The organism is Micromonospora sp. M42, assembly GCF_000568915.1.
Classification (GTDB): domain Bacteria; phylum Actinomycetota; class Actinomycetes; order Mycobacteriales; family Micromonosporaceae; genus Micromonospora; species Micromonospora chalcea.
In genome coordinates this window covers 4,917,835-4,933,034 of record NZ_KK037233.1, presented here as the reverse complement: position 1 = coordinate 4,933,034, position 15,200 = coordinate 4,917,835, and the positions used below count along the sequence as shown (strand labels likewise).

Here is a 15,200-nt window from a genome sequence, read left to right as displayed (position 1 = left end):
ACACCGGACCCATGCGGGTGGTGATCGCGGACGACGCCGTACTGCTCCGGGAGGGGCTGATCCGGCTGCTGACCGAGTACGGGCACGAGGTGGTGGCGGCCGTCGGTGACGGTGACGCGCTGGTCGAGGCGGTGGTGGCGCACCGGCCCGACGTCTCGGTGGTGGACGTGCGGATGCCGCCCTCACACACCGACGAGGGACTGCGCGCCGCGGTGGAGGCCCGCCGCCGGGTGCCGGGTACGCCGATCCTGGTGCTGTCCCAGTACGTCGAGGTGTCGTACGCCGACGACCTGCTGGACACCGCGGGCGGGGCCGGCGGCGGCATCGGCTACCTGCTCAAGGACCGGGTCGCCGCGATCGACGAGTTCCTGGACGGGCTGGCCCGGGTGGCCGCCGGCGGCACCGTGCTCGACCCGGAGGTGATCAGCCAGTTGCTGGTCCGTCGGCGGCGCGACGACCCGCTGGCGTCGCTGACCCCGCGCGAGCGCGAGGTGCTGGCGCTGATGGCCGAGGGCCGCTCGAACACCGCCATCGCCCGGGCGCTGGTGGTCAGCGACGGCGCGGTCGAGAAGCACGTCCGCAACATCTTCACCAAGCTCGACCTGCCCCCGGACGCGACCACGCACCACCGCCGTGTCCTGGCCGTCCTGGCCCACCTGCGCGCCTGACCGGGCCGGGTCAGGCGAGCGTGCGGGCCAGCGTCACCGCCTCGGTGAGCGTGTCGGCGGCCGGGTGGCCGCTGCCGCGCAGCCGGTCCGGGTCGGACAGGCCACCGGTGTAGAGGACGCAGCGGGCGCCGACCGAGGCGGCCGCGTCGGCGTCGTCGAGCGAGTCACCGATCAGCACCACCTCGTGGCCGCCCAGCCCCAGCTCGGCCAGGTGCTTCTCCAGCCACTCGGCCTTGTGCCCGCCGCCGACTGTGGCACGCAGCCCGTCCACCCGGCGGAAGTGCGGCGTCAGCCCGTACGTGTGCACCGTCGGCACCAGCTCGTCGTGGAACCACATGGACAGCAGCGACTGGCTGCCCTCCCAGGACTCGATCGCGGTGGTGGCGTCGGCGGCCAGGGCGCAGGTGGTCAGCCCGGCCCGGTAGGCGTCGTGGAAGACCCGGTCCAGCGTGCCGAACGCCTCGGCGTCCACGGCCCGGCCGAGCATCTCGGCGTAGTAGTCGGCGATCGGCCGCCGGAACCGGACCCGGTGCTCGGCCGCGGTGACCGCCGGCCCGCCGGCGCTGGCGAAGGCCACGTTCGTGGCCTGGACCACCAGGTCGAGGTCGTCGAGGAGCGTTCCGTTCCAGTCCCACACGAGGTGGCGTCGCATACCCGTCACCCGAGCACTCTAAGGCTAGAGCTGCGGCGTGGTCAGGTCGCGCAGCAGCCGGTCCTCCTCGACCCGCCAGTAGCCGTGTTCCTTGCCGTCGAGCAGCACCACCGGCAGCCGGTCGCCGTAGTCGCGCTCCATCTCCAGGTCGCCGGTGACGTCCCGCTCCACCCACCGGTCGCCGGTGACCGCGACCACCCGGTCGAGCGCGGCCTTCGCGTCGTCGCACAGGTGGCAGCCGGGCCGGGTGATCAGGATGAGCCTCGGGTCACTGGACATCGGATACCTCCGTGCGGATCTCGGTCGGCGACGCCGGCGACGGCACCACGGGCGCCGGGCGCAGCTCGGTCTTGCGCACCTTCCCGATCGCCGAGTACGGCAGGCTGTCGACGAACTCGACGGCGGTCGGGCACTTGAACCGGGCCAGGTTACGCGCGCAGTGGGCGAGCAGTTCGTCAGCCGTCACCGGCGAACCGGCCGCCCGGACCACGTACGCCCGCACAGTCTCGCCGGTCCGCGGGTGCGGCACGCCGAGGACCGCCGACTCGGCCACCCCGGGGTGCGCCTGGAGCACCAGCTCCACCTCGTGCGGGTAGACGTTGAAGCCGTTTACCAGGATCAGCTCGCCGAGCCGGTCGACCAGGAACAGGTCGCCGTCGCCGTCGGCGTACGCGACGTCGCCGGTGGCCCACCAGCCGTCCGGGTCCGGCCCGCCCCGCCCGTCCGGCCAGTAACCGGCGAACAGGTTCTCCCCGCGTACCACGATCTGCCCGGGGTCGGTGCCGGCCAGCTCGTCGGAGAGGTCCATCTCGTCCTCGTCGGGGGCGTCGGCTGGCACTCCGTCGCGCCACAGCTCGACGCCGTCGGCCCCGGTCAGGCGCAGCTCGACGCCGGGCAGCGGACGGCCGATCGAGCCGGGTTTCGGCTCGCCGCCGACGAGTGTCGACGTGAGCACCGGCGCGGTCTCGGTGAGCCCGTAGCCGACGTGCACCGGGTGCCCGGTCAGCTCGGTGAAGCGCGCCCCGACGGCCGGCGGCAGCGGCGCCGCGCCGCACACCGCGACGCGCACCGAGGCGAGCGCCGCGGCCGGGTCACGCTCCGCCTCGGCCCAGGTCAGGAACATCGACGGTACGCCGACGAGCACCGTGACCCGGTGCCGGGCGATCTCGTCCAGCGCCCCGGACGGGCCGGGCTCGTCGACGAGCACACCCGTCGCGCCGTGCCGCACCACGGCGCCGAGCACCGTGTTCAGCCCGTACGCGTGGAACAGCGGAAGGGCGAGCAGCACGACGTCGTCGGGGCCGACCACCGGCGGCTCGATCCGGTCGGTCTGGTCGTGGTTGGCGGCGAGCGCGCGGTGCGACAGCATCGCGCCCTTGGGCCGTCCCTCGGTGCCGGAGGTGTAGAGCAGGACGGCGAGGTCGTCGCCGGCGCGGGCCGGGAACCCGTCCGGCCCGGTGTCGCCGCGTACCGGCGGCGCGGTGTGCACGGCGCGCAGCCCGGGCAGCTCGGCGCGGTCCACCCGGGCGGTCACCTCGGGGGCGCCGACCAGCACCGTCGCGCCGGAGTCGGTGAGCACGTGCCGCAGCTCGCGGGCGGTGAGCGCGGGGTTGACCGGTACGGCGACCAGGCCGGCCCGGAGCGCGGCGAGGTAGGTGACCACGAAGTCCGGGGTGTTGCCGAACGCGACAGCCACCCGGGGCGGATGTCCCGGTCCGGCGGCCGGCGGCGCGTCGGCGAGCAGCGCGCGGGCGGTGGCGGTGACCGCGTCGTCCAGCTCGGACCAGGTGAGCGTCCGCTCGCGCCAGCGCAGCGCGGCCCGGTCGCCCCGTTCGGTGGCGGCCCGGCGGAGCCGGTCGGCGAGGTTCGGCGCGGAGCTTTCGGCGGCGTCCTGCACGGTGGCTGAGTCTGGCACAGCGGCGTCCGCCGGACCATGCCCGGACACGGCACCGGGTCCGCCACACGGGACTGGGAATGCAGTACGGTGGGATTCCCGAGCGTGGGATAACGATCTCCAGCGGCACGAGCCGAGCGACCCGGGGCGACCCGTGCGAGCCGCCCTCGCGACACGCCGAGCGGAAAGAAAATCCGCTCCGACCAGGACTTTCCACTGCGGACCACGATCCGGCGCGAAAGTCAACCACACGCGACGGACAACGGGTCCGCCATTCGTGCGATCCGGCGGGAAATACTTCCGCTCTGTGTAACGGACTTGCCACGCGTGGGTGACGTTGGCCCTATCATCACTCGGGTCGGCTCACCCCATTTGCCGTGAGTCGACACCCCTCAGCCCGAGGAGGCCCCCGTGCCCGTCAGCGCATTGGACCAGCACCTCAAGGGGATCTGCCGCCCGTCGGCACGTCCCGACCCGGCCGTGCCCGGCCGGGTTCCACCCGGTCCCCCGGCACCACAGTGGCGCCCGGTGCGGTCGCTGCCCACTCGGACCGGGGAGGCGCGGTGACCACCTTCGGTTACGCCGAACGGCCGGCCGGCGTCACCGGCCCGACCCAGCGCAACCCGCTCAACGAGCGCGCGGACCCGCCTCCACGCAGCGCCGAGAGCCAGCTCGCGGTACGCGGCGAGGGGCGGCGCGTACGCAGCCGCGCACACCACACGAACGAGGCGCCGGCGCGTCCCGCGACGCCCGGCGGCAACGCGAAACCCGCGGCCGGCCGCCTCGGCAGCCCGGCCCGCCCGACCATGCCGGCCCAGGCCCGGCGCGGTGACGCGGCCACCGGCGCGGAGCCGTCCGCCGCGGAGACCGCGATCCTGCCGGCGGTGACCACAGGCGACACCGCCGTCCTGCCCGCCGTGCCGGCCGCCACGCCCGCCACCGGATTCCCCAGCCGCCCCGACCCCTCCGACCCGGCCACCGAGGTGTGGACGCTCGTCGAACGCGCGCAGGCCGGCGAGTCCGAGGCGTTCGGCCTGATCTACGACAGGTACGTCGACACCGTCTTCCGGTTCGTCTACTTCCGGGTCGGCAACCGCCAGCTCGCCGAGGACCTCACCTCCGACACGTTCCTGCGCGCGCTCAAGCGGATCGGCAGCTTCACCTGGCAGGGGCGCGACCTCGGCGCCTGGCTGGTCACCATCGCCCGCAACCTGGTCGCCGACCACTTCAAGTCGGGGCGCTACCGGCTGGAGGTGACCACCGGCGACGTCCTCGACGCCGACCGGGAGGACCGCGGTCCGGAGGGTAGCCCGGAGGCGGCGGTGGTGGAGCACATCACCAACGTCGCCCTGCTCACCGCCGTCAAGCAGCTCAACCCGGAGCAGCAGGAGTGCATCGTGCTGCGGTTCCTCCAGGGCTTCTCGGTGGCCGAGACGGCCCGTGCCATGGGCAAGAACGAGGGCGCCATCAAGGCCCTCCAGTACCGCGCGGTACGGGCCCTGGCCCGCCTGCTGCCCGACGGCTTCCACTCCTGACCGGCAGCCACCGTCCCGTTTCCTCACCGGCGCCACCGCCGGGCGCTGTCGCGTGCCCGACGCCCCACGCAGGCCGATCACTCTTGGTGATTTCGCCGCCGTCCCAGCCGTAACCGGCGACCGGCGCGGTCCGTTTCTCCGGGTGCGACCAGTGGTTGTCCCGGCGTCCCCCGGGCCACCCGGTCCGGCGGGTCGGGTCGGCCGTTCCGGTCGACTCGGTGCCACACGCTGCCACCGGTCGCTGGTGACGACGACGGCCGCCCGGCCGTGACCAGCGAGAGGGGGTGCCGCGGTGGACAGCGACCTCTTCTCCCGTCGGCGGGCCGAGCGCTTCGCGCAACTCCTCGACGAGGCCAACGGCGGACGCCGGCACCACGTCCGGTCCAAGGCGGACGGTGAACTCACCGCGCTCGTCGAGGTGAGCCGCCGGCTCAGCGCCGAACGGCCCGACGTCGAGCCCGGCGCCGAGTTCCGCACCGGACTGCGGGCGATGCTCGTGGCCACCGCCGAACGTGAGGGCGTCGGCACTCCGGCCAAGACCACCACCGGGGTACGCGGAACGCTGCTGCCCGCGATCACCGGACGCCGGGCGCGGGCCCGGGGCGCGATCCTGGTCGGCGTGGCCGCCGGCGCGGTCGCCCTCTCCGGCATCTCCGCCGCCAGCGAGAACGCGCTGCCCGGTGACGCCCTGTACGGCATGAAGCGCTCCACCGAGCGCGCCCAGCTCGCGCTCGCCAGCTCGGACATCAGCCGTGGGCAGCTCTTCCTCGACTTCGCCCGCACCCGGCTGGACGAGGCCGCCTCGGTGCGCGGCGACCGGCTCGGTTTCAGCGCCGTCCTGGACGACATGGACGCGGACACCCGGCAGGGCGTACGCCTGCTGACCACGGTCGCGGCGCAGCGTTCCGACCCGGTGGCGCTGGACGCGGTGGACACGTTCCTGGCCGGCCAGCGCCGGGTGGTCAGCGGCCTGCTGGACCGGCCCGACCACGCCGAGCGGGACCGCACCCGCCGCTCGCTGGCGCTGCTCGACGCGGCCGGCAAGCGCGCCGACGCGCTGCGCGAGGCGATCGCCTGCGGACTGCCCGCGCCGCAGGCCAGCGACGCGCTCGGGCCCGCCCCGGCGGCCTGCCCGGCCGACCGCTGAGCGCGTACGCCGACCGCGCCACACTTCTCCCGGCGGACACCCACCCGTCACACCGTGCCGGATACGCTCGACGCGGAGGGCGTACGCGGTCGTCGAGGCAGGGAGGTCACCGTGGCCGGAACCCGGAAGGTGACCGTCAGCACCGACGCGCACGGGCACACCACCGGCTGGTCGGAGGCCCCGTCGGCGCCCGCGACCACGATCCCGCCGGACCCCACCGCCGCCGCCTTCTTCGACGTGGACAACACGATGATGCAGGGCGCCTCGATCTACTGGTTCGCCCGCGGGCTGGCCGCCCGGAAGTACTTCACCACCGGTGACCTGGCCCGTTTCGCCTGGCAGCAGGCCCGGTTCCGGCTGCTCGCCACCGAGCACGCGGGCGACATGTCCCAGGCCAAGGAGGCAGCGCTCGCGTTCGTGCAGGGCTGGCGGGTGGACGACATCGAGCGTCTCGCCGACGAGATCTTCGACGAGCTGATGGCCCCGCGCATCTGGGCCGGCACCCGCCGCCTCGCCCAGCGTCACCTCGACGCGGGCGAGCGGGTCTGGCTGGTCAGCGCCGCCCCGGTGGAGATCGGCCGGGTGATCGCCGCCCGGCTCGGCCTTACCGGCGCGATCGGCACCGTGGCCGAGGTGGTCGACGGCGCGTACACCGGGCGGCTGGTCGGTGACCTGATGCACGGGCCGGCGAAGGCCGAGGCGGTAACCCAGCTCGCCGCCGTGGAAGGGCTGGACCTGGCCCGCTGCGCGGCCTACAGCGACTCGGCGAACGACCTACCGATGCTCTCCGCCGTCGGCCGTGCGGTCGCGGTGAATCCCGATCCGGCGCTGCTGCGGCAGGCCCGCGAGCGGGGCTGGGACGTGCGCGACTTCCGCACCGGGCGGCGGGCCGTACGCATCGCCGTGCCCTCCACAGCCGCCGCCGGGCTGCTGGCCGGCGCGGTCACGGCCGGACTGGCGCTGCACCGGCGCCGCCACCGCGAGGCCTGAGCCGGCGCGCGTTCGCTCAGGGCCCGAACGGGTCGGGGCGGCGTTCGAGCAGCTTGTGCAGCGTCTGCTGGATCGTCTCCCGCACCTGGTCGGCGAGGTTGAACACCACGAGCGGGTCGTCGGCGGAGTCACGCAGGTGCGCGGTCGGGATCGGCGGGCAGAACTCGATCAGCCACTTGCTCGGCAGCGGCACCATGCCCAGCGGCCCGAGCCAGGGGAACGTCGGCGTGACCGGGAAGTACGGCAGTTTGAGCAGCCGCGCGAGGGGCTTGATGTCGGCGAGCATCGGGTAGATCTCCTCGCCGCCGACGATCGCGACCGGCACGATCGGCGTGCCGGTGCGCAGCGCGGCGGAGACGAATCCGCCCCGGCCGAAGCGCTGGAGCTTGTAGCGGTCGGAGTAGAGCTTGCCGACCCCCTTGAAGCCCTCCGGGAACACGCCCACCAGTTCGCCGTTGCCGAGCAGCCGCTCCGCGTCCGGGTTGCAGGCGACGGTGCCGCCGGTCTTGCGGGCTATCTCGGAGACGACGGGCATCCGGAAGACCAGGTCGGCGCCGAGTAGCCGCAGGTAGCGGCGCGCCGGGTGCCGGTCGTGCAGCGCGGTGGAGAGGATCAGCGCGTCGAGCGCCACGGTGCCGGAGTGGTTGCCCACGACCAGGCCCGCGCCCTCGGCCGGTACGTGCTCGATGCCGCTGACCTCGGTGCGGAACCAGTCCCGGTAGAGCAGCCGGACCAGCGGGTGGACGACCGCGTCGGTCAGGTCGGGGTCGAAGCCGAACTCGTCGACCTCGTAGTCACCGGCGAGCCGCCGCCGCAGGAACGCCAGGCCCTGCGCCACCTTGCGGTCCCAGTGGTCGCCCGGCCGGTCGGCCACCGCCGGTCCGGGCGGCGTGTCACCGGCCGGCGCGTCGCCGGCCACGGCCTTCTTCGCCACGGCCTTCTTCGCGACCGGCTTCTTGGCCACGGTCTTCTTGGCCACCGTCTTCTCGGCCGTCGGGCGGTGCGCGGCCGGACCCGGGGCGGCCGACCCGGGCGGGGTGCCGGGCTCGTCGGCGGAGGTGTCCGGCTCGACCGGCGCGGCCGGGCGGGCGGACGGTGCGGTCACCCGGCGGTGTCCGTTGCGCCGTGCCGGCTCCGCGCCCGGCCCGGGCACGTCCAGCGGTACGTCGTAGCGCGCGTCGCGCCGCTCCTCCGGGCTGGTCACGAACGCTCCCGTACGGTCGAGCGGACCTGCCGGATGCTCTCCAGCACCAACGCTCGGCCGCGGCCAACTGGTCCCGGGTCACCACGACGCCGCCGTGGTGGGCGCGGATGAAGTCCTCGAACGCGGCGGCGGTCGAGCGGGGCGTGAAGCCGAACTCCCGCTCCAGCCGGCTGGTGTCCACCACCCGGCCGTGCACGAACAGGTCCACCTGGTCCAGGCCGTACCGGCCGAAGCCCAGGCTGCGGGCGATCGCGGCGACCCCGGCCAGGCCCGGTTCCAGCACCGGGACCGCCACCCGGCCGGCCCGGCGGATCGCCTGCGACAGCGACAGCACGCCCGGCCCGGCGACGTTGTACGTGCCCGGGTGGTCCTCGGCGACCGAGCGGTGCAGCACCTCCAGCGCGTCGTCGAAGTGCACGAACTGCAGGCGGGGGTCACGGCCGAAGACGGTGGGCACCACCGGCTGGGAGAAGTAGCGCGTGAGCGTGGTGTCGGCGGCGTACCCGATGAACGGCGCGAAGCGCAGCACGGTCGCGGTGACGTCGGGCCGGCGGCGGCGGAACCCGCGGACGTACCCCTCGATGTCGAGTATGTCGCGGCCGAAACCGCCGCGCGGCACCTCGCGCGGCTCGGTCTCCTCGGTGAAGACGGCCGGATCGCGGAACGACACCCCGTACGCGGCGGTGGACGATCGGACCACGAGCTTGCGCAGCCGGGGCGCGCGCTGCGCGGCGGCGAGCATCTGCATCGTGCCGATGACGTTCTGTTCCTTCATCGCCGACCGGCCGCCCTGCTGCGGGTCGGGGGACGTGACGAGCGCCAGGTGCACCACGGCGTCGACGTCGAGGTCGGCCAGGAGACCGCCGAGCGAGTCCAGGTCGAGACGGACCCGCTCCACGTCGGTGAGCAGGTCGGCCAGCTCGGGGTTGGGCGGCGCCGGATCGACCCCGATGACCCGCTCGATCCGCGGGTCGGCGGCGAGCCGCGCGGCGACGTGCGCGCCGAGCCAGCGACCGACCCCGGTCACGACGACGACCCCCGGGGCACCGGAGGTGTCACCGGGGGTCATGTCGTGCGCCTTGCGCGGCAGGCGGGATCGAGCCGGGACGTCCACGGCCTGATCACCTGAGCCTCCGAGGGTCGACAGTTGGCAAGTGGTGCCGGGTGCCGGGCCAGTGCCCGGCCCCGGTCACTTGCCGAGACGGCGACGCTGGACGCGGGTCTTGCGCAGCAGCTTGCGGTGCTTCTTCTTAGCCATGCGCTTGCGGCGCTTCTTGACCACCGAGCCCATACGACAGCCTTTCGATGCAACGTTCGGGGCGGACCGGAAGACACCACCGCCGGTGGCGTCTTGACCGCTTGCGGACAACGGACCGGACCAGCGTGGTGGGCAGGGCACACCAGAGGGCGATCACGGTCGTGGTCCAGCCTAACCGGAGTGCGTCAGCAGGACCAACGCGCCCCCGTCGATGCCCCTTTTCGTCGCACTCGGCGGACCGGCCCGCCGAGTGCTCAGGCGGACTCCTGGAAGGCGCCCCGGAGGTATTCGTGCACGGCGTGCTCGGGCACCCGGAACGAGCGGCCGACCCGCACCGCGGTCAGCTCACCGCTGTGCACGAGACGATAGACAGTCATCTTGGAGACCCGCATGACCGTCGCCACCTCGGCGACGGTCAGGAACCTGACATCCGACAGCCGTGCGTCGGACTGCGACCCGGCCATGGCTCACCGACCCATTCCCGTGCCCGGCGCGTGTCACCGGGCAGGTGCTCCCGCCTCGACGAGCGACGCGCGTGTAACCAGTACGGTAGCGGGACGGCTGTGACCTGCGCGATCCCTTCCACCCTTTGATCATGGCGGGACAGCCGTTCACCCGATGTCCACCAGGGGTTTTTCGCCCGGACGGGTGTCTCGTCCGTAACGCCTACTCCGCGCGCAGCGCCACCACCGGGTCGAGCCGGCCGGCCCGCTGCGCCGGCACCACGCCGAAGACGATGCCGACCGCCGCGGAGACGCCGAACGCCAGCGCCAGCGACCACCAGGTGATCGCCGCCGGGATCGGGGAGAACGCGTCCACGAGCAGCGCGGTGCCCACGCCCAGCGCCATCCCGGTCAGGCCGCCCACCGAGGTGAGCAGCACCGCCTCCAGCAGGAACTGCACGCCGATGTCCCGGGGACGCGCGCCGACCGCCTTGCGCAGGCCGATCTCGCGGGTCCGCTCGCGTACCGAGACCAGCATGATGTTGGACACGCCGACGCCGCCCACCAGCAGCGAGATGCCCGCGATGGCGGCCAGCACACCGGTGAGCACGCCCAGGATGTCGCCGAGCACGCCGAGGATCTGCCGCTGGGTGACGGCGCTGAACTCGGTGTCCGGGTGCCGGCGGGACAGCTCCGCGACGATCCGCTCGCCGAGTTCGTCGATCCGCTCCCGGTCCGGCGCCTTCACCGCGATGCCGTCGATGCGCTGGGTGCCCCACAGCCGTTGCGCCGCCGTCACCGGTACGTGCACCTCGTCGTCCCGGTCCACGCCGAGGCTCTGCCCGAGCGGCGCGAAGACGCCGATCACCCGGAACCGCACCCCGGCCAGCGTGACCTGCTGGCCGAGCGGATCCCGGTCGGGAAAGAGCGCCCGGGCCACCGAGTCGCCGAGCACCGCCACCCGGCGGCTGGTGTCCACGTCCGCCCCGGTGAGGTAGCGGCCCCGCGACAGCGATCTGGTGAACACCGACGGCGTTGTCTCCAGCACCCCCTGCACGGTGGTGAAGTCGGACCGGTTGCCGGCCCGGGCGGTCGCGCCGGAGGCCACTGTCACCGCGACCCGGCCGGGGTCGCCGACCACCCGGGAGACGGCGTCGGCGTCGCTGAGGTCCAGCGGCGAGACCACCGGCGCGTTGCCCACCTCGATCCGGCCCGGCACCACCAGCAGCAGGTTCGAGCCGAGCCCTTCGACCTGCTGCTCGACCTGCTGTTTGGTGCCGGTGCCGATGGCCACCAGGATCACCACCGAGGCCACCCCGATGATCACCCCGAGCATGGTCAGCACGCTGCGCAGCCGGTTGGCGCGAAGCGCGTCCCACGCCACCCGCCACGCCTCGGCCAGCCTCATCCCGCGTCCTCACCGGTCCACGTACGGCGCTGCTCGGCGCGAGGGCGCTCCCCGGGCCGCGGAAGGCGCCCGGTGGCACCGGCGGCGCCACCGGAGCCACCGGGCGGGTGCCCCGGGCCGCTTCCGGACACGGACCGGGGCTCCGCGCTGGGAGCGGGGTCCAGTGTCGCAGGTACGCCGGAGCTGTCCGACGGCGGTCGATCATGAGCGCTGTCCGAGCGGATCAGGCCGTCCCGCACCGCGATCCGCCGGCGCGCCCGGGCGGCCACCTCCTGGTCGTGGGTCACCATCACCAGCGCCACCCCGGACTCGGCGTTCAGCTGTTCCAGCAGCTCCAGCACCGCCTCGCCGGTGGCACTGTCCAGATTGCCGGTCGGCTCGTCGGCGAGCAGCACCGCCGGTTCGGTGACCAGCGCGCGGGCGATCGCCACCCGCTGCTGCTCGCCGCCGGAGAGCTGGTTGGGCCGGTGGTGCAGCCGGTGGCCGAGCCCGACCCGGCCCAGCATCGCCGCCGCCCGCTCCCGCCGCTGCCGCGCCCCGACGCCCCGGTAGACCAGCGGCAGCGCCACGTTGTCCACCGCCGACGTACGAGCCAGCAGGTGGAACGCCTGGAACACGAAGCCGATCGTCTCGTTGCGCAGCGTCGCCAGCTCCGGGGCGGTGAGCGTGGTGACGTCCCGGCCGCCGATCACCAGCCGGCCGCCGCTGGGCCGGTCCAGCCCACCGAGCAGGTGCATGAGCGTCGACTTGCCCGAGCCGGACGGGCCGATCACCGCCACGTACTCGCCCTGGTCGATGGTGAGCGACACCCCGCGCAGCGCGGACACCGAGACGCCGTCCAACTCGTACGTGCGCCAGACGTCGACCGCCTCGACCGCCGGTTCGGTCACGGGAGTTCCTGGCCGTCGCGGACCTGGTCGGCGCCGCGTACCACCACCCGGTCGCCGGCCCGTACGCCGTCGACGATCTGCACCAGGTCCTGCCCCTGCACGCCCACCGTCACCGGCACCCGGTCGGCGCGACCGTTCCGCAGCACCCAGACCGCGTCCCGCCCGTCGGCGGAGAAGACCGCCGACGCCGGCACCGCCACCGCGTCGGCGGCCTCCCGCACCCGCAGGCGTACCACCGCGTTCATGCCGGGGCGGGGCGCCGGGGCGGCCTCGGCCTCACCCATCCGTCCGGCACCGAGGTCGAGCCGGACCCGGTAGGTGACGCCACCCCGCGCCGAACTGGTCGGCAGCACATCCACCGACCGCACAGTGGCGTCGTACGTCGCGCCGGTCACCGCGTCCAACTCGACCGAGGCGGGCACCCCCGCCCGCACCAACAGCACGTCCGTCTCGTCCACCTCGGCGAGCAGGCCGAGCCGGCCGGTGTCCACCACAGTCAGCACCGGCGTGCCGGCGGTGACCCGGCCACCGGCCGGGATCGCGTCGTCCACGCCGGGCGGCGGTCCGCCCTGCCCGCCCGCGCCGAACGCCGACGGGTCGAGACCGGGCACCGCAGAGCCACCGGCCGCACCGAGCAGCCCGGCCAGATCGGCCGGCGCCGCCGCCCGGGTGCCGCCCGGCTGCACCACACCGGAGATCGGCGCGCGCAGCGTCAACGCGTCCACAGTCGCCTTCGCCAGGTCGTACGCCTGCTGGGCCTGGAGTCGCTGCGCGGCCGACAGCGCGCCGACGGCGCTGTTCAGCCCGGCGACCCCGCGCTGCACCTGGGCGACGGCCCGGTCGGCGGCGCGGGCGGCCGACTCGTACTGCCGCTGCGCCGAGGAGACCTGGAGCAGCAGCGCGGCGCGTACCTGCGGGTCGCCGACCTTGCCGGCGGCGGCGCGGGCGGCGGCGAACGCCTCGTCGGCGGCCCGGTCGGTGCCCCGCCGGCTGCCGCCCAGGTCACCGGTGCCGGTGCCCCGGCCGGCCCGCTTCGCCGCGCGCAGCGCCTCCCGGGCCTGCGCCAGGCGCTCCCGGGCGGACGGCGAGTCGATCACCGCGAGCACCTGCCCGCGGCTGACCCGCGCGCCGGGGGCGACCCGCAGGCTGGCGAGCGTGCCGTCGGCGGGCGCGGTGAGCGTGGCCGCGGCCCGTGCGGTCACTGTGGCGGGCGCGTCGATCACCTCGCTGACCGGGGCGCGGCCCACCTCGGCGACAGTCACCGCCGGGGCGTCGTCGCCGCAGGAGGCGGCGGTCGTGCCGGTCAGGGCGACGACGGCGAGCAGCGCGGTGACGAGACGGGGGCGGCGGGCCGCGGGCAGCCGCGGCGAGGGAGTGCGGGCCACCCGGCCCATGCTACGACCCCGTCGACAGGCGTCGACGTGTCAGCCGACGACGGCCCGCACGTACGCGACGCACTCGTCGTGCAGCATCGACCACGGGTCGCCGAGCACCTCGTCGGCGGCCTGCGCCGGTGACCGCCGCTCGTGCACCACGGCCCGGTAGAAGTCGAGCATCCGCTGCTCGCCGTAGCGGTCGACCAGGTGCCGCACGGCCAGGTAGCCGACGCCGTAGGCGCCGCCGACCCGGCTGTCGCTCGCGTCCGCCTCCGGCGCCACCGCCTCCAGCCGCCCGGACCAGCCGCCGCGCAGCAGATCGCGCACCTCGGTCAGGCCCTCGTAGCGGTGGACCGGCTGGCCGTCCGCACCGGCGTACTCGGCCAGCCCCTCCACCAGCCACCAGTCCGCGCGGTCGGCGTACCCCCGGTCGGGCAGCGAGGCGGCGTGGGTGAGTTCGTGCCGCAGCAGGTCGTCGACGCCGTCCGGGGTGAGGGTCTGGGCGTTGAGCACGACGTCGTGGCGTCCACCGCCGACGCCGACCGCGTACCCGGCGGTCCACTTCGGCCGGCCGCCGCCGTACCAGCGCCGCCACTCGGTCTTCCCGGCGTAGTAGACGAGATACCGGTCCGGCCGCGCGTCGCCGACCGCGTACCGGTCCGCGACCCGGGCGGCCGCCTCGGCCTGGGCGAGCAGGCCGGGCAGCTTGCTCCGCTGGGCGGTGGTGGTGGCCACCACCACCCGCTTCCCGACCGTCACGGCCAGGTCGTTCGCCTGCCACGGCCGGACGCCGGCCGGGTCCGTGCCGGACGGTTCCAGCGCGGTCAGCCGGGGCTCCTCCCCCACCAGCCGCCAGCGCGCGTCCAGCTCCACAGTGCTCGGCGCGCAGTCCGGCGCCACGAAGCAGTACCCCACTGTGATCGTCTGCCGCCACTGTCCGGGCTGCCCGTCGGCCGCCTCCGGCACCCCGTCGGCGGCCGGCCGCCACACGGTGACGCGCAGCGCCCGCAGCGCCGCGTACCGCCGGCTCAGGGCCGGCCGCGCCGCCGGTTCGGCGATGGCGAGGAAGCCGGCCCGGTCGGCGCCGACGAGCGCGGTGGCTGCCGGTCCAGCAGCGCGAGCATCCGCTCGCCGAGCCGCCGCTGCGCCGCCGTGCCCGGGTCGCCCTTCGCGGCCGACCGTCCGGCCGCGTCCGGCGCGGGCCCGCGCAGGAGTACGCCGGGCACCGCGCCCGCCACCAGGCCGAGCGCGAGTCCGAGCGCGGTCCAGAGCGGCCAGCGCCGCCGCTTCCGCACCGCCCGCGTCGGCTCGCCCACGTGCGCCATTGGTACGGGGTACGGCGCGGGTACCGCGACGGGGTGCGGCAACGACGCCGCGTCCGGTGCCGGTGCCGGTGCCGGTGCCGGTGCCGGTGCAATGGTGTCAACGGCGGCGTCCACCTCGGCGCTGTCGGCGCCGGCGTCAGCCGCGCGGGCGGTCTCGGCGCGGGTGTCGTCAGCGCAGGCGTTGGCGCTGAGGTTGGCCGCGACCGCGTCGGCGGCGCTCGCCTTGTCGACGGCATCGACGGCATCGACAGCGGGACGATGCTCGTCGCCGTCCGTCGTCCGGCCGGGAGGCTGCTCGTCGCCGTCGGTCACCGGCGAAGGGTACGACCAATCGGGCGTTCCGGGAAAGAGTCCCGCCGCTGTTCCGCCGCGCTCCGAGATCTTGGAAGGAAAGGGCCCCCAGAGGGGCC

Annotated in this window: 15 protein-coding genes and 1 pseudogene; 4 read left to right on the top strand and 12 right to left on the bottom strand. The window is 74.8% G+C overall.

The annotated features are described in order from the left end of the window. The first annotated feature begins 11 nt into the window (after positions 1 to 11). A complete protein-coding gene (locus MCBG_RS22755; RefSeq protein ID WP_030502878.1) occupies positions 12 to 668 on the top strand; it encodes a LuxR C-terminal-related transcriptional regulator in 657 nt (218 codons plus the stop codon). A gap of 10 nt (positions 669 to 678) precedes the next feature. Here the strand turns inward: MCBG_RS22755 and MCBG_RS22750 are convergent, their stop codons facing one another. The 3 genes from MCBG_RS22750 to MCBG_RS22740 are packed head-to-tail and all read right to left on the bottom strand — an operon-like array spanning position 679 to position 3,265. Beyond that, positions 679 to 1,320, bottom strand: coding sequence for an HAD family hydrolase (locus tag MCBG_RS22750; protein WP_013475152.1), 642 nt, complete (start codon positions 1,318 to 1,320; stop codon positions 679 to 681). Positions 1,321 to 1,344: 24 nt separating this feature from the next. Continuing rightward, positions 1,345 to 1,599 carry a glutaredoxin family protein gene (locus MCBG_RS22745; protein ID WP_013288752.1) on the bottom strand — a complete coding sequence of 85 codons (255 nt, stop codon included), beginning with the start codon at positions 1,597 to 1,599 and terminating at the stop codon, positions 1,345 to 1,347. Next, the gene (locus MCBG_RS22740; RefSeq protein ID WP_043328088.1) at positions 1,589 to 3,265 is read right to left on the bottom strand and encodes an AMP-binding protein; all 1,677 of its coding nucleotides are present in this window, start codon (positions 3,263 to 3,265) and stop codon (positions 1,589 to 1,591) included. The genes MCBG_RS22745 and MCBG_RS22740 overlap by 11 nt, the downstream gene beginning before the upstream one ends. Positions 3,266 to 3,777: 512 nt before the next feature. Between MCBG_RS22740 and MCBG_RS22735 the strand changes: the two genes are divergently transcribed. The 3 genes from MCBG_RS22735 (at position 3,778) to MCBG_RS22725 (ending at position 6,886) form a co-directional block, all read left to right on the top strand. After that, positions 3,778 to 4,749: an ECF subfamily RNA polymerase sigma factor, BldN family gene (locus tag MCBG_RS22735; RefSeq protein WP_043328086.1), complete on the top strand. Its 972-nt coding sequence runs from the start codon at positions 3,778 to 3,780 to the stop codon at positions 4,747 to 4,749. A gap of 292 nt (positions 4,750 to 5,041) precedes the next feature. Next, positions 5,042 to 5,896, top strand: coding sequence for a DUF5667 domain-containing protein (locus MCBG_RS22730; protein WP_043328084.1), 855 nt, complete (start codon positions 5,042 to 5,044; stop codon positions 5,894 to 5,896). 111 nt (positions 5,897 to 6,007) lie between these two features. Then, positions 6,008 to 6,886 (top strand): HAD family hydrolase, encoded by an 879-nt coding sequence (locus MCBG_RS22725; RefSeq protein WP_043328083.1) that lies wholly within the window; start codon positions 6,008 to 6,010, stop codon positions 6,884 to 6,886. A 16-nt stretch (positions 6,887 to 6,902) separates the two neighbouring features. Here MCBG_RS22725 and MCBG_RS22720 read toward each other — a convergent pair whose 3' ends face one another. From MCBG_RS22720 to MCBG_RS34305, 9 genes and pseudogenes are all read right to left on the bottom strand, one after another. Further along, positions 6,903 to 7,805 (bottom strand): lysophospholipid acyltransferase family protein, encoded by a 903-nt coding sequence (locus tag MCBG_RS22720; protein WP_051611579.1) that lies wholly within the window; start codon positions 7,803 to 7,805, stop codon positions 6,903 to 6,905. A 281-nt stretch (positions 7,806 to 8,086) separates the two neighbouring features. Continuing rightward, positions 8,087 to 9,159, bottom strand: a pseudogene (locus tag MCBG_RS22715) (NAD-dependent epimerase/dehydratase family protein). 120 nt (positions 9,160 to 9,279) lie between these two features. After that, entirely contained in the window at positions 9,280 to 9,381 is a 102-nt protein-coding gene (locus tag MCBG_RS31970) for a 30S ribosomal protein bS22 (protein WP_007465623.1), read from the bottom strand. A gap of 221 nt (positions 9,382 to 9,602) precedes the next feature. Continuing rightward, the gene (locus MCBG_RS22710; RefSeq protein ID WP_013288759.1) at positions 9,603 to 9,812 is read right to left on the bottom strand and encodes a helix-turn-helix domain-containing protein; all 210 of its coding nucleotides are present in this window, start codon (positions 9,810 to 9,812) and stop codon (positions 9,603 to 9,605) included. Positions 9,813 to 10,014: 202 nt separating this feature from the next. Beyond that, positions 10,015 to 11,199 (bottom strand): ABC transporter permease, encoded by a 1,185-nt coding sequence (locus tag MCBG_RS22705; RefSeq protein WP_043328082.1) that lies wholly within the window; start codon positions 11,197 to 11,199, stop codon positions 10,015 to 10,017. Continuing rightward, on the bottom strand, positions 11,196 to 12,089 hold the full coding sequence (locus tag MCBG_RS22700) for an ABC transporter ATP-binding protein (protein ID WP_051611343.1): 894 nt from the start codon (positions 12,087 to 12,089) through the stop codon (positions 11,196 to 11,198). The genes MCBG_RS22705 and MCBG_RS22700 overlap by 4 nt, the downstream gene beginning before the upstream one ends. Further along, positions 12,086 to 13,483 (bottom strand): efflux RND transporter periplasmic adaptor subunit, encoded by a 1,398-nt coding sequence (locus tag MCBG_RS22695; protein ID WP_043328081.1) that lies wholly within the window; start codon positions 13,481 to 13,483, stop codon positions 12,086 to 12,088. The genes MCBG_RS22700 and MCBG_RS22695 overlap by 4 nt, the downstream gene beginning before the upstream one ends. A gap of 30 nt (positions 13,484 to 13,513) precedes the next feature. Continuing rightward, positions 13,514 to 14,455 (bottom strand): hypothetical protein, encoded by a 942-nt coding sequence (locus MCBG_RS34310; RefSeq protein WP_223201301.1) that lies wholly within the window; start codon positions 14,453 to 14,455, stop codon positions 13,514 to 13,516. Between the two features lie 38 nt (positions 14,456 to 14,493). Continuing rightward, positions 14,494 to 15,102 carry a hypothetical protein gene (locus MCBG_RS34305; RefSeq protein ID WP_223201300.1) on the bottom strand — a complete coding sequence of 203 codons (609 nt, stop codon included), beginning with the start codon at positions 15,100 to 15,102 and terminating at the stop codon, positions 14,494 to 14,496. Between the last annotated feature and the right edge of the window lie 98 nt (positions 15,103 to 15,200).

Bases quoted from the DNA above. Each gene is read 5' to 3' on its own strand.
- MCBG_RS22755 (WP_030502878.1), top strand. From the start codon at position 12: ATGCGGGTGGTGATCGCGGACGACGCCGTACTGCTCCGGGAGGGGCTG.
- MCBG_RS22750 (WP_013475152.1), bottom strand. From the start codon at position 1,320: ATGCGACGCCACCTCGTGTGGGACTGGAACGGAACGCTCCTCGACGAC.
- MCBG_RS22745 (WP_013288752.1), bottom strand. From the start codon at position 1,599: ATGTCCAGTGACCCGAGGCTCATCCTGATCACCCGGCCCGGCTGCCAC.
- MCBG_RS31970 (WP_007465623.1), bottom strand. From the start codon at position 9,381: ATGGGCTCGGTGGTCAAGAAGCGCCGCAAGCGCATGGCTAAGAAGAAG.
- MCBG_RS22710 (WP_013288759.1), bottom strand. From the start codon at position 9,812: ATGGCCGGGTCGCAGTCCGACGCACGGCTGTCGGATGTCAGGTTCCTG.
- MCBG_RS22705 (WP_043328082.1), bottom strand. From the start codon at position 11,199: ATGAGGCTGGCCGAGGCGTGGCGGGTGGCGTGGGACGCGCTTCGCGCC.
- MCBG_RS22695 (WP_043328081.1), bottom strand. From the start codon at position 13,483: ATGGGCCGGGTGGCCCGCACTCCCTCGCCGCGGCTGCCCGCGGCCCGC.